Below are 14,809 nucleotides of genomic sequence, written 5' to 3' on the forward strand. Positions count from 1 at the left end.
TCTGACCACTCTCTTATAATGTCATTCGACTCCTGCCAACAAAATCCTGCAGATAAATGCTAATATTTATACTTTTGCATTAATTATTTTTTTCACTAGATCCATAGCCAAACACCTGATTGACTAGCAGCAAAAAAGTCTCTTCCTCAGACTTTTTTTGCATTTTATTGATTGTACTTTTCTTTTTTCACCGCAAACGGTTCAATATTCTGTAGTTCATCATAGTATATATTAAGTTACCAAAACAACCCACTGAGAATTTTTTTCAATTGCTAATTATTTGATCTAACACTGTATAACGGTTCGCGGAGGGGTGAGTATGCTTTCGCCAAGCCTGGAAGACTATCTGGAAGAAATTTACCGTTTTCACACCAGTCTCGGTGTTGTACGGGTTACCGATATCAGTCATAAACTGAACGTTTCTTTACCCTCTGTTACCAAAGCAATGCGTAAACTCAAAGCGCTCAACTACATCACCTACCAAAAATATGGCCATATCGGCCTGACTGCGACAGGCATCGAAACCGGCAAATTCCTCGTCCGCCGCAACCAAATTATTCAAGAATTTTTAATAATGCTTCGCGCTAACTGCAACATTGCTGCCGAAGCCGAAGCAATCGAGCACTACCTGTCTAAATCCACCATTGGGTCAATTCAAGCATTGGTAGCCTTCATGCGAAAAAATCCTGATGTTTATCAGCAGTTATACACATTTCTTGAAAGCTGCCACATGACAGATTCATAGATATGGCAGGGGCTTTCTACCGCCCCTGCCAAGGAATATTATACTAATCCTAAAAGACGAGCCGACTGAGCAACCACAAAACATACAGCAAAACCAGCTACTGTCGGCAGCAAGAAGGCTAATAACGTCCACTTAGCGCTGCCTGATTCCTTATAAGTTGAAAGTAGCGCCGTTGTACACGGCCAGTGAAGCAGGCAGAATAACATGGTGTTTAGGGCCGTTAACCAAGTCCAGCCATGGCTGACAAAGACCCGATGCAACTCTGTCAATTCGTCAAGTTCAATCATATACCCGGTAGACAAATAACTCATAAGCAAAATCGGTACAACGATCTCATTTGCGGGTAGCCCTAAGATAAATGCCAGCAGGATGTATCCATCAAGGCCGATCGCGTAGGCAACCGGCTGCAGCCATCCTGCTAGGTGCTGCAGAATACTCCCATCGCCTATGTACACATTGGCGAGAATCCATGTTAGAACGCCTGCCGGAGCAGCCATAATAACCGCCCGTTTGAGGACAAAGAGGGTGCGGTCAATCATGGACCGGTAAATCACCGCGCCGATTTGCGGCCTCCGGTAAGGTGGCAGCTCCAATACCATAGAAGAAGCTTCTCCCTTAAGGACGGTGTGTGATAGCAGCCAAGATACCGCAAATGTAAAGGCAATCCCCAGCATTACCAGGCTGGTCATAAAAACTGTGACAGCAGCAGTTTCATACTGTGGTGCCAAAGCCCCGCCCACAAAAATGGTCGCTATCGCTATGAGAGTTGGAAACCGCCCATTACAGGGTACAAAATTATTGGTCAGAATGGCTATTAGCCGTTCCCGGGGCGAGTCAATAATTCGGCAGGAGACTACTCCTGCAGCGTTACAACCAAACCCCATACACATCGTAAGAATCTGCTTGCCACAAGCCTTACACTGTTTAAACATATTATCAAGATTAAAGGCAACCCTCGGCAGATAGCCCAAGTCCTCCAAAAGAGTAAACAATGGGAAAAATATCGCCATGGGCGGCAGCATTACCGAGATAACCCACGCGAGGGCACGATAGAGCCCAAGGACAAGTACGCCGTGCAGCCAGGCTGGTGCACCTGCTGCCTGAAACCATACGGTTAATTGCTCTTGGAAACTAAAAAGCGCCGTTGCAATCATTTCAGACGGGATGTTAGCGCCTTCAATTGTAATCCAAAACACCATTCCAAGCAGCATCAGCATAATGGGATAGCCAAAGATACGTGATGTCAAGATATCGTCTAGCCTGTTATCCCAGCGTGACTTATCTGCTGCCGGCGTTATAACCGCTTTTTGAGCAATCATCTCGGCGTTAGCGTAAATATCCGCAACTATTTTGTCGCCCATAGTGCTTCCCTGGCGGAGACGGATAAAATCAGCCTCCGCACATAACTGTGCCAGTGTATTCATGGGTTTAACATTGTCTTTCATCTGTTAGCTGCCTCCTTGGTCACGCTTATATCAGTCAAGTTTAAGTGCATGCCAATGCTTTCAATAAACGCTCTGTCTCCATCTAAAAGCCTGAGCGCCACCCACCGGGGATTAAGCTTGTTACCAATAAGGCGATCAACACTTGGCAAAAGCAGTTGCACTGCTTCTTCTACCGCAGATGAATACTTTAACTGGTTAGTCTTGGTCTTGCACTCACCTGTGGCTACAAGGTGCAAGGTATATATTAGGTGGGCAAGACCTTCATTTTGGCGTGCTGCTGTTGCGACCACCGGCACGCCAAGTTCTTTTTCCAGCACCTCAATATTAACCTGAATTCCTTTCTTTCTGGCTTCATCGATAAGATTGACACAAACAACGACATTCGGGGTCATTTCAATTACCTGAAGCGCAAGATTCAGGTTTCTTTCAAGGCATGTGGCATCTAATACAACCAAGGTTACATCAGGACGGCCAAAACAGATAAAATCCCGCGCTATCTGCTCTTCTGCCGTATGAGCCAAGATGGAATAAGTCCCTGGTAAATCCACCAGCAAAAATGATTTATCATTGTAAGTAAAGGTTCCCTGCGCATTATTGACTGTTTTGCCCGGCCAGTTGCCGGTATGTTGCCTTAGACCGGTTAACGCGTTAAAAACAGTACTTTTGCCAACGTTAGGATTACCTGCAAGTGCAATCACGAACTGACCCGGACTGGTATTAATCCCGAAATGTTCCCTCAATACTCTCATGGTAGAATCAATCACTTGTGCCACTCTTTATTCCCCCCATATGTGCGTGTGTCGTCTGGTAAATACGCTCGAATAAGGCGGGCATCGTCACTGCGCAGGGCAATGGTACTCCCCCTGACAGCATAAGCAATCGGATCACCGGCAGGACTTTTCCGCACACAGCGAATCGGTGTACCTGGCACCATTCCCAAATCTAATATCCGCCGTCTCAATAAACCCTCAAGCTCAACACTAGCCACAAAGCAGGACGCCCCTACCGCCAATTCTGAAAGAGCAATTGTTGACATCTGATGAGTGCTCACTGTACCAACCTCCCTAACTTAACCTTAGCTAACAGCTGGCTAAAAAATATAAGTTAGCTGTAGCTAACAGATATACCAAAAATTTTAGCCTCAGCTAACTACCAGGCTATCTGTTATATGGTATGAAACGATTTCGCCGCCGGTTACAAATCTGGCGTATTTTTTTCATAGCAATAGCACAAGCCTGCAAGTTTATGAAAACTTGCAGGCTTGTGCTATTGCTATTATATTATAATGCTTTATAGTTATCCGGCTTTTTCAACGGCTTGGTTGGGTAGGGAGAAAACTGGATATGCATCTTCGGTGTTTCATCAAGTCTTATCTCAGCATCTGTTAGCATCAAATCAAGCACATGCCCCCCCTTTTCAATGTCATCTGAAAGAAAGTGCAGATGATACCCGGCGGCGTTCGTGTTCCCCAGATAGTCAGGCAGCCAAAAGCCTACTAGCCTGCCGGATATATCGGAATATACGATCTCGTTCTGCTCTTTTAAAGCATCTGAGAGCAGCGGATACGGCTGTTGATACGGGCCAGTACTGCGCACTTTTATTACCTTGAACGTTCCCTTGATTATTATCGTATAAGGCAGATCATTGCGGACACGCAGTTTATCCAGTTCCAGCTTGAGTGAGTCAAGTTTTATCTCAGTACCTGCGATTTTTTTTGTTATATCGGCATCAAAATAGGTAACAGCATAAAACGGAGTTTGGACAGCATCACCTTCAACGGTAACTTTGCCGTTTTTCGCTACCTTGTAGACTTTCCCATCCACTACAATCATTTCACCGTCAAGACCGGCAAAGGTCCCCAGCCCGGTATCACCTTTGGTCTTAAGATTTTTCACGGTATCCACACCATCATAATTTCCTGCCAGAAGAGCCTCAATGGTAGACCCCTGATAGACAGTCTCTCTATCAAACGCAGGCGTAAATCCCAGCGAAACGAACATCAATATCATACAAGCTACTAAAATACTTTTTTTCATCATTCACACCACTTTCTCTTGCTTTTATTTACAACAGTATTTCTCTTTAATGATCAAAATGGAACCTGATATGACAATTATCGTTATTACTGTCTGCCTTAAGCCAGTCAACATGCTGTTTGATCAGATAACCTGACAGTTTGACAAATGCTGCTTCATCTGCCAAGAGTTCAGCTTCAGTTGGTCTTATGTCCGGAAACTGCATCAACGTTCCTTCATAATAAATGTCCACGTCCAGGTTAAATTCCTCAAAGCTAACATCCACCTTAACCGCCCCTTTGGCCAACCCCAGTTCTGCCGCCGATTCTATAAATTCATTGAGAACTGCCGAAGCGCGATTGATAATTTCTCTTCGCGCCCCCCAGGCTGCACCATTAGCTTCCATAAAATGAGCTATTTCTTCTGAAGAGATCGCCCCGGGGGCCATCTCGGTAACCTGATGCTTGGCAATACCAATACGAAACAGTAAATTGAGCAGAACAGCCGACAGCGCCGTAGCCGAAAGCGATGATTTGAACAAAGGCTGCAAATATACTGGCAAGGATGATTCAAAGCCGGGAAACATCTCTACGGCCAAACCAATAGTAAAAGCCAGACCTAAAACGAAAAATTTGCGCGAATCCAGCATACGCGAGGTACACATCTGCATTCCTGCCGGAATTATAAACACTATTTCCACCATTAAAATAGCTGCCATGACCGGCTCTGGCATAATGGCGAAAATTGTGCTAATCTTGGGCAAAAAGGCAAGTACGATAAACGCAGCGCCAACACAATACCCAATGTAACGGCTAACAGCCCCGGTCGCAATAGCAAGCCCGATGCTGCCCGAACTGGTAGTTTGCCCCATAGAACCCATAAAGCCCCCAAGCATTGTGCCTAGCCCTTCGGCAAACAGGCCGCCGCTGATCGATTTCATGTCCAGCTTTGTCCAATTTTCATCATTAACTTTCTGACAAGCAGAAACATTACCAAGCGTTTTTAGACTGGAGCAAAACGCCAGCAGCAAAAAAGGAACTAGCAAATCCAGATCAAATGACCAGCCAACATGGCTCATGTTGGGGAAAGCAATATTAGGAGCTGCCGCAATTTTTTGTAAATGCTCTTCGGTAAGGACTCTGGTGAAGTAGGAAGCCAGAAACCCGACTATAATCCCGGCTACTATGGAATATTGCCGCATCCATTCTTTTCCCCAGATGAACATAACCATAATAACAGCCAGCGTTACAAACGCGATCAACGCTTCCAGACTATCTGACCCTCTACCATCCCCCACAAAACTGAAAAAGCTGTATCTGATAAAGGAAATAGGCAGCATAGTAATGATCAGTCCCGTAATTTCAACAGGAAACAGCACCCTCAACTTGTGTATCACCTTGCTAAACAAAACCTGCGCCGCCCCCGCCACAACCGTCATCCCCAGCACCAGGTGAAGGCCACCGTTCTTTGCTGCCAACATGGAAACCGGTAAAAGTAAAGCATTAGTCTCATGGGCGCATAAATAACCTGACCCTACCCATCCTTTGTTACATGCTTGCATTATTGTCCCAATTCCCATAGTGATCATCATAAGACTAACAAAACTTCGTGCCAGTTCTGTTGTTCCGCCAATTGCGGCAACAATGAATACTGGAAACATGAGATCAACTGACAGAGTAGCAATTTGTTGCAATACCAATGGCACTAATGCTCCCAGCGGCAGCTTGTCATCAACGCCATAAATGATATTGGTCGGTTTTTTATGTTTCGTATCAGACACAATCATCCTCCTTTAGCAATACAAAGTTAAAGTTCTCTGCAAAGCTGAATCGAATCAATACAGAAAAAATCAACGCACTTCAAATCTTAAAGAAAACACGGCTTGCGTCGATCCTTGGCAAACCAGTCTCCTCACAAGTTACTCGAAAACTTCCATGATGAAAGAGATATTCGTCGCCCTGCTACTATATCCTTCCTTTTACAGCAATATATGGCAAATTATTAGGCTCCGCCCATGACCGTCCGATCAATTAGTTCTTTATCTTAAATAAAAATACACCCTTTGGTCGACTGACCACTGGGCGTATTTTTTCATTTGTTGCTCTACATGTATAAAGCAAACGTTAATCTCCATATCATCTTTAATTGTGAAGCAAAAATAACTTTACCGCATACGCTGACCTGGTACACCTTGCCAGTCTGTATGTGCCGGCATAGTCTCACCCTTCATAATTAGGGTAAGATCAGACACTCCGACGCCCGCTTCTAGTTGTACGTCATAGAGTATAGTGGCGGCTGCGCCCACTGTACACCTATCGCCTATTTGTATTTTCCCCAGCTTCATAATACGGTCTTCAAAAAGATGGGTTTGAAGATTGGCATCATCATTAAGGGCTACGTCATCGCCTATTTCAATAAGATCAAATTCAGTCATCCAACTAGTATCAATATAACAACGGTTGCCTATCTTAACGCCAAACAGGCGCAAAACCCTGGAAACATAAGGCGTACCCAGCAATGAATTATAAAAGAAGTTGACGATAAGACCCTCGTACACGCCAGTAATCAGCTCTGAAACCCATACAAAGGGGCTCCACAAAGGATGGACCCCTGGCTTATATCTTCCCACCAGCAGTCTCTTGAATCCTGCAAATACTAAAATACATACTATTCCTGACAGAATATAAATAAAGGGTGTAAGAGCAATTAAATACCATGTGCTGCTTTCTGCAGAATAGGTAAGGGTAAGATCAATTATAATGCAAGCCAAAATAATAAATATTGTTGTTGGCAATATGATCTTGAAAAAGTCGATGATACACCGCTGCAATACTAATGCCTTTTTCGGTTTAAAGGTTTGCTCCTCACCAAATTGTTCCAGTTTTTGCCGTTTTGGTAGAAAAATTGGCGGAGAGCCTAACCAAGCTGTGCCATCAGGTATTGGACTTTGTGAAGAAACTGTTGAAAGAACTCCGATGAGACAATGACTGCCAATCCTTGTGCCTGCAGGCACTACTGCACTATTACCAATAAAAGTATAATCACCAATACAAGTCTTCTTTAAGTACAAATACCCTCCATCTATTGTCGAGCCATTAATACTAGCATCGTCGGCAATAAAACAACCTTTGCCAACTTCCAACATTTCCGGAATAATATCACGCACATAAGAAACCTCAGTCCCTGGGCCAAGACGTACTCCCAGTGTAAGAAGCCATTGTCTGGTGTATATCGTACCGAAAAGACCACCAAGCACTGTCTCAACATATCGGAAGAGCTGACTAAACAGCCAATATCGGAAATAGAAAAAGCTGTTTAACGGATACCGGCTTTCTTTCATATCAAAACATAAGACTTTTTTGAGCAAGGTGGTGGTCACTAGTAGTAACAGAATAAATATTAGGGCAAGAAACGGCGCATAAATAAACCACCAGCCAAGTCCATCAGATAATATCAGCACTTCCTCTACAAAGATGAGTCCTGGGAAAAACAGTCCTTCTATAAGAGTAGGCAGTAAAACAGCCCCGATTGCAAAAAGTATAACATGATAAAATGACCATGTAATTTCTCGTTTTTCCGCTACGTGGATAAGCGTTGTAAACTGTGCAGGCGAGCCTGACCATAATTCGTTACCCGGAATGTTCACACCTTCAGGTAATAAGGATATATCACCTAAAGCCGCGCCATCCTCCATAATATTATTACCAGCCAATATTGCTCGGCTGCCGATTTTACAGTTTTCACCAATCTGAATGGGTGCCAGATGCAGCATGCCTCCCTCTACCCAAGATCCATTCACGCTGCTGTCTGTGCCGATGCTTGAACCATTTCCTACAGTAAGCAAGTCAAAGGCTGTAAGATCGTACGAACCAAAATACACTCCTTTGCCAATCTTGGCTCCCATCAGACGATAAAATATAGGTAAGACGGGACTTCCCGCCAAAAAATTTATAGGGATAGCCCTGATGAGTTGGCGTATAAACCAGTACCGAAAATAATACCAGCCCCATAGCGGATAACTACCTGGTCTTATCTTCCCAATAATTAGCCATTTCGCCAGAACGACAATCGCAAAAATCACAGGAATGGAACCAGCATAAACAAGCAGCCCAATAAATGCGGCCTGGATGGCGTCCATGCCATGGGCGGAGAAATGGGCAAATAACATAAAAGGCCCAAGCCATTGCCAGAAATTCAACAGAGAATGAATAAGGATAGCTGCACCTTGGGCAATCGCGCAGCAAAAGTAGGCAAAACCAGAAGCTTTGTGAAATTCCTTTTTACCCTTTAGAGGCCGAGGTTGGTCAAGTGCTTGGAGGAACTTTGCCAAACTTTCAATTGTGGGATACTTGTAAATGTCCCTTACTGCAATGCCCTTGAATTTATCTATTTTACGAAGTTTGGAGACTGCACCAGCCGCCAAAAGCGAATGACCACCAAGGTCATAAAAAAAGTCATCATTAGTAGATATTTCGATATTTGGAAAGACATCGCGCCATACAGCGACAATTTGCTCTTCAACCGGGGTACAGGGTCCATTAATTTGCCGCTGCTCATCGACAAACGGATGCTGAGCAGCCGGAAGTTGCTTGCGGTTTATTTTGCCGCTGCTAGATGTAGGCAATGACTCGACCTCATCCAGCCAGGACGGTATCATATAGGGCGGCAGTCTTTTTTTCAAGGTTTCCCTGAGCTCTTTATATTTGATGGTATGGCCTTCCCTAATTACAACATAAGCAGCCAGTTGCTGCCCAGTGTGATGTAAGGCTACAGCTGCCGACAGTATTGCTGGATTTTGCATGAGAATAGATTCAATTTCCGATAGTTCTATGCGAAATCCACGCAGTTTAACTTGATCATCACTACGACCCAGGTATTCAATTTCCCCTTCGCTATTGTAACGGGCAAGGTCACCAGTCCGATAAAGACACAACGGCTCACCTGTCAGCTTATTGGTGAAAATAAATCGCCGAAAATCCAGATCATCCATATTCAAATAACCACGGGAAACACCCGGACCGGCAATAAGCAATTCACCCTCTTCACCAATGGGCACTAGTTCAAGTTTTTCATTAACAATATATGTGCGATAGTTCGGCAAAGCTCTGCCGATGGTCACTGGCTTGTCTGGTCGCAATTCACCAACTGTTGCCACAATGGTCGTCTCAGTCGGTCCATAGGAGTTAAACAAAACGCGATTAGGATTATACCAGCGTTTTACCAAGTCATGGGGACACGCTTCCCCGCCTAAAATGATTATACGGATTGTATCCATTTCACTTTCTACCATTGAAAGAAGCGTAGGTGAACAGGACAACACCGTCACGTTATGACAGGTCATCATCTCTCCAAACTGGGGACCTGATTGCATAATCTCCTTTGTCCCGGCGATCAAAGTACCACCGTTGGCAAAAGCCATCCATATTTCTTCAAGCGAAGCGTCAAAAGCAATTGAGGCGCACTGGAGAATGCGGTCCTCCGGCTTAATTCCGTAGGTTGCCGTTGCACCTCGGACGTAGTTGCAGATGTTTCGGTGATCAATAATACACCCTTTAGGCCTGCCGGTAGTGCCTGACGTATAGATAATATAACAAGGAGAAAATAATGCCTCTCTATTAAGCCCAATTGTTTCGGGCAGCAAACGCTGCTCACTTTCTTTAGCTACAACCGACCAATCTTGATCTACCAAAAGAGTCTGTACCAGAAAACCTGATATTTGATTGCCGACGGCTTCCCAAAGCTTGGCAGTGGTTATACAGATCGGGGCAGCTGAATCTTTCAGGATAAAATCAACACGTTCAACAGGAAATGACAGATCTACCGGGACATATGCCGCACCGGCTTTCATCACACCAATCATTGCAATATATAAATACTCTGTCTTGTCAAGCATTAATACCACATTGTCACCAGTCTGCAGTCCTTGTTTACGCAGATAATAAGCTAATTGATTACTGCGCTTATCCAGTTCCCTATAGGTAAGTTTTACATTCCCACACTCTAAGGCTGTTTTACTAGAATACCGCTCCGCATTGTTTTCAAACAATTCATGCAAGAACTCGTCCCGGCAATAGTCCGGATTAAACGCTGCACCGCTGAACTCCTGCAAAATCTTATGGTGTTGTTCACTCATAGCCCCGACTCCTCTTACCATAGAATCAGCCCAATATAATTTTGCCATTTTTGTGGATTAATCTGGAAAACTCAATATCAGACTTTCGACAATATCAATAGAATACCTCCTACTTTCAGCATCACTATTGAACAAACCAAAAATCTACTACGAATTTCTTGAGATATTTTGAGAAACCATAGTAGATTTTTGGTTTGTTTTTTTTAGTTTAGCATATTAATCCGGCTGCCAAGTTAAAGATTTTCTAAAGAATAGATTGAATCAAGGATTTCAGTATTACTATATCCTCCCATTCGCAGCATAATTTGGAGGAATTTACATATTAACCTCGAATAATAGCAACCAACGCAATAATCCAAATAAATCCTTAGAAGAGGTGGCTTTATGGCAGGTAAACATATCTTAGTCGTGGATGATGAACCGGAAATCAGCGACATAATCAGATTATATCTGACCAAAGAAGGCTTTTTGGTCACGACGGCCACAGCCGGATCGCAAGCCATCGAATTAGCCAGACAACAGGCTTTTGATCTGGCCATTTTGGATATTATCCTACCGGAAATAGATGGGCTTTCGCTTGCCCGTCAGCTTCGCCAAACAACTGACTTGCCGGTTATTTTTTTAAGCTGTAAAAGCGAAGAAGAAGATAAGATTGCTGGTCTGGGTATTGCCGATGATTATGTGACAAAACCGTTTAGCCCTGGTGAATTGGTAGCCCGGGTAAAAGCTCATCTTAGACGCAAAGCAAGGGATAATGGCGGCAAGCATAGCATCAGCTACGAGGGACTTGAGATTGACTTACCTGGTTGCAGCGTGTATGTCCGGGGTGCAGTAGTTTCTTTATCCACTACCGAATTTCAGTTACTAACCCTCCTCGCGTGTAATCCAGACCGGGTATACAGCGCCGCACAATTGTTTGAAATCATTTGGAAGGCTGCCGGCTTGGATGATGCCAGAACTGTGGCAGTGCATATTAGTAACCTACGTAAGAAAATTGAAACTGACCCAGCAAACCCAAAATATATTCTTACTTGTAGGGGCTTTGGTTACAAGTTCAGCAAATATTTAACCAATCTTTAATTAATACAACTGTGTGAGGTGCTATAATTTGGGTGAAACAAATACTTCCGCTTGCCAACAACGCCCAAAAATCGGCGTGGTTTTAGGCGGAGGCGGGGTGAAAACCTTAGCAGCAATCGCCCTATTCGAATTTTTGGATGAGATGGGCCTGGAAATAGATCTGTTGGTCGGTGCCAGCGGCGGCGCAATTATGGCGGCTTTACGGGGTGCTGACGTCCGGACGGACAATATGCCGGCAATAGGACGTTTACTATGGCAGCCAAAGCTATACTCCCGGCTTGATTACCGTACCATGCTGGATATTTTAGAGCTGCCGTTCGGCCGGTTTGATCCGGGAGCAGCGATGCTTAAACCGCAGGCGCTCAGACAGGTGTTGCGCAATATCTTCAAAGACTGGCAGGTAGAAAATTTTCACCCGGTTACTTTGCTCCAGGCCACTGATATAAACACCGGAAAGAATGTAGTATTGGATAATGGATTAGCGGCTGACGCCGTATATGCCGCTTCTGCTCAGTTTCCCTTTATGCCGCCAGCCGCCATTGACGGGAAATTGCTGGTTGATGGCGCATATACAGCCGCCCTGCCGGTCCTGGAAGCGGTAAAGAAAAATATGGACATTATCATTGCTATGACCTTTGAAAATAACCCTATGTCCGAGCCTGATAGTTTTCTGGAATACTATTGGCGGTTTATCAACAAGGTACTGTCCACCGGGGAACGCAGCCAGACAGCATTGGCCATTGTGCTGCATCATCATGAAATTATACTAATTAATGTGTGCTGCGATGAAAAACCCACCCTCATGGAGCCTGATGGTCTGGCCGCCATTGTTGCTGCTGGCAGGGCTGCCGTTAATATGAATAAACAAAATATATTATCAGTAATTGAAACTTTCAGCAATAATCCATAACTTTATATAATTATAGGGGGAATTGGCATGACTACAAAAACAGGTCGTCATAAGCGCCTTATGTTGTTGTTCATAGCCGCAAGTGGCCTGGTAACGGTGGCCTGGAGCATCTATCGTGGAGCATACTGGTTAGCGGCTGTTCTTATGCTGCTGCTGCTATGCTCTATTTTTGCTAGAGCGCTGCTGAAAATATATAGCCGGGTACTGACCTGCATGTTCGAACTCAGCCGGGGATCGTTTGACCGGGAGATATTTGCGTCAGTAGACCCGCGGCCTAGCCATGATGATAACAGCCATTACCAGCCGGCAGACCTCCTGTTAACCAGGCTTAATGAGCAACAAGCATTTAACCAGGAACTGACAGCAATGAACCAGCGCCTGGAAAAATTGGTGAAAGAACGGACGGTGGCTTTGGAGCAAGCGAATATGGCCCGCCGCCAGTTGCTTGCGAACATCTCTCATGACTTAAGAACACCGCTGACGTCTATTCAAGGATATGTGGAAGCTATGCTGGACGGGGTAATCATAGATCCGGAAGAAAAAACTAAATATCTCAATCTTATTTACACGAAAGCACTTGTCTTAAATCGGTTAATCAAAGAATTATTTGACTTGTCTCACCTGGAAGCCAGACAAGTCTCCCTAAAATTACGATCAGTTACGCCGGAAGAACTAATTAGCCAAGTATGCGAAAAATATCAGGAAGACGTAAAAATGGCTGGACTCAATTTGATGGCTACGACCAAACCGGAAGTACAACAGTCAGAGGTAAAGCTGACAGCTGACACTGATTATATTGAGCGGGTCTATGCCAATCTGATCTTTAACTCCATCCGCCATACTCCCCCCGGCGGCACGATACAACTAAGCTTATTGCCTGTAGCCGCAACAGACGACAGTATTACACTGACCGTCCGGGACAGTGGCGAAGGGATACAACAAGAACAAGTTCCCTTTATTTTCGACCGCTACTATCAAGGAACTCAACCGAGTGATAAAACGAAAAATAGTGGACTCGGGCTAAACATCGCCAAAGAAATCATTGCCGCACATGGCGGCCACATCTGGGCTGAAAGTCAGCCGGGAGCAGGCATGGCGATTTATTTTACATTGCCTGTAGCTAACTAGCTCAGAGCCATTGCTACTATCGATTACGGCATCGCTCTCTGACGGCTGTACGCAGTATAAATCGCTGTCTTTTGGGGCATCCTAGCTTTTAAAGATTTAGGAGGTGACGGGTATGGGGGATAAGAAACCCGGCCGCGGCCCTAAAAAGGGTGCAAAAAACAAGAAATCACAGCTAGATATCTCTCAGGAAAATGCTGCCAAAAAATAACATTGGTTAGTATAAAGATACTCCCAAATCGCGATGATTTGGGAGTATCTTTATACTATTTCATTTCACAGCCTTTTGCCCTAACAACAGAGCCACTTTATAGTGAGGCCCAGCCCAAGGTACAGTGCTTAATTCTGATGCACTTAGCCAGCAAGCTTTATCTGTCAGGTCATCACCGGCTAGCCACTCACACTGGTAAAAAGAAATATCCCATTTACGGTGACTAAACGTATGAAGGTAATGAGACATTTTTTCCTTAATACACACAGCTTGTCGTAACTCATTCCAAAGCTCTTCTTTTAACCGCTCGACTGCCACTTCATCCTCAACCACTTCTATCGCGGGAAATTCCCACATCCCGGCTAACAGCCCGGCTTTAGTCCGCTGTCGCACCAAATATTTCCCGTCCCGCAGCACTACCGCAGCGGCCAGCACAATCAGTTGTGGCGCCTTCTTCGTCGCCCGTACCGGCAGCGTATCCTGAACCTCCCGTGCGTAAGCCTCACATAAATTAGTTAATGGGCACAACTGGCAACGCGGGCGCCGGGGAATGCAGATCATGGCACCTAAATCCATCAGCGCCTGGTTAAAGTCACCTGGGCATTGACTAGGTATATGCTGCCGAATCAATCGATCAATTTCGCGTTTGGTCGCCGACTTAGCAATGTCTCCGTCCAAGCAAAATAGCCGGCTGAAGATTCTGAGGACATTGCCATCAACTGCCGGAGCAGCCCGGTTATAGGCAATGCTGGCGATAGCCCCGGCCGTATATTCACCAACCCCGGGTAAACGCTGGATTGTGGCTGGATTATCCGGCACCTTTCCGCCGTATTCCAAACAAACCTCCCTGACACCTGACAACAAATGCCGTGCTCGGCTATAATAGCCCAACCCCTGCCAATAATTGAGCACTTCTTGCTCAGATGCCTGAGCTAAAATCTCCAGTGTTGGAAACCTGTCCATCCACCGCTTGTAATAATCTTTTACCACCTCTACCCGCGTTTGCTGCAACATGATCTCCGAAACCCAGATTTTATAAGCATCTTTATCTTTGCGCCAGGGCAAATCTCTGGCGTTTTTGTAATACCAATCAAGCAACTGCGCCGCCAGTGTCATGCTGTTCTTCCTTCCTCAGTAGTTTCTTT

Annotated in this window: 11 protein-coding genes; 4 read left to right on the top strand and 7 right to left on the bottom strand. The window is 44.9% G+C overall.

What is annotated here, in order from left to right; translation table 11 throughout:
- Positions 1-319 precede the first annotated feature (319 nt).
- A complete protein-coding gene (locus tag B9A22_RS12210) occupies positions 320-745 on the top strand; it encodes a metal-dependent transcriptional regulator (RefSeq protein ID WP_084576009.1) in 426 nt (141 codons plus the stop codon).
- Between the two features lie 38 nt (positions 746-783).
- On the opposite strand, the gene B9A22_RS12215 is transcribed toward B9A22_RS12210, so the two are convergent.
- The 6 genes from B9A22_RS12215 to B9A22_RS12240 all read right to left on the bottom strand — a co-directional run bounded on the left by B9A22_RS12215 (position 784) and on the right by B9A22_RS12240 (position 10,338).
- Entirely contained in the window at positions 784-2,190 is a 1,407-nt protein-coding gene (locus B9A22_RS12215) for a nucleoside recognition domain-containing protein (RefSeq protein ID WP_084576010.1), read from the bottom strand.
- Positions 2,187-2,963, bottom strand: coding sequence for a FeoB small GTPase domain-containing protein (locus B9A22_RS12220; protein WP_245823968.1), 777 nt, complete (start codon positions 2,961-2,963; stop codon positions 2,187-2,189). The genes B9A22_RS12215 and B9A22_RS12220 overlap by 4 nt, the downstream gene beginning before the upstream one ends.
- Entirely contained in the window at positions 2,951-3,241 is a 291-nt protein-coding gene (locus B9A22_RS12225) for a FeoA family protein (RefSeq protein ID WP_245823969.1), read from the bottom strand. The genes B9A22_RS12220 and B9A22_RS12225 overlap by 13 nt, the downstream gene beginning before the upstream one ends.
- 229 nt (positions 3,242-3,470) lie before the next feature.
- Complete coding sequence (budA, locus tag B9A22_RS12230; protein ID WP_084576011.1) at positions 3,471-4,229, bottom strand: acetolactate decarboxylase; 759 nt, start codon at positions 4,227-4,229, stop codon at positions 3,471-3,473.
- Positions 4,230-4,272: 43 nt separating this feature from the next.
- Positions 4,273-5,985 carry a uracil-xanthine permease family protein gene (locus B9A22_RS12235; RefSeq protein ID WP_176215497.1) on the bottom strand — a complete coding sequence of 571 codons (1,713 nt, stop codon included), beginning with the start codon at positions 5,983-5,985 and terminating at the stop codon, positions 4,273-4,275.
- Positions 5,986-6,369: 384 nt separating this feature from the next.
- Positions 6,370-10,338, bottom strand: coding sequence for a Pls/PosA family non-ribosomal peptide synthetase (locus B9A22_RS12240; RefSeq protein WP_176215498.1), 3,969 nt, complete (start codon positions 10,336-10,338; stop codon positions 6,370-6,372).
- A gap of 384 nt (positions 10,339-10,722) precedes the next feature.
- Between B9A22_RS12240 and B9A22_RS12245 the strand changes: the two genes are divergently transcribed.
- Genes B9A22_RS12245 through B9A22_RS12255 form a run of 3 tightly spaced genes read left to right on the top strand, consistent with a single transcriptional unit; the run spans position 10,723 to position 13,456 of the window.
- Complete coding sequence (locus B9A22_RS12245; RefSeq protein ID WP_084576014.1) at positions 10,723-11,418, top strand: response regulator transcription factor; 696 nt, start codon at positions 10,723-10,725, stop codon at positions 11,416-11,418.
- 28 nt (positions 11,419-11,446) lie between these two features.
- A complete protein-coding gene (locus B9A22_RS12250; RefSeq protein WP_176215499.1) occupies positions 11,447-12,328 on the top strand; it encodes a patatin-like phospholipase family protein in 882 nt (293 codons plus the stop codon).
- 27 nt (positions 12,329-12,355) lie between these two features.
- On the top strand, positions 12,356-13,456 hold the full coding sequence (locus tag B9A22_RS12255) for a sensor histidine kinase (RefSeq protein WP_084576016.1): 1,101 nt from the start codon (positions 12,356-12,358) through the stop codon (positions 13,454-13,456).
- A 268-nt stretch (positions 13,457-13,724) separates the two neighbouring features.
- On the opposite strand, the gene mutY is transcribed toward B9A22_RS12255, so the two are convergent.
- Positions 13,725-14,780 (bottom strand): A/G-specific adenine glycosylase, encoded by a 1,056-nt coding sequence (gene mutY / locus B9A22_RS12260; protein WP_084576017.1) that lies wholly within the window; start codon positions 14,778-14,780, stop codon positions 13,725-13,727.
- Positions 14,781-14,809: the final 29 nt, after the last annotated feature.

This window comes from Sporomusa malonica, from assembly GCF_900176355.1.
Taxonomy (GTDB): Bacteria; Bacillota; Negativicutes; order Sporomusales; family Sporomusaceae; genus Sporomusa; species Sporomusa malonica.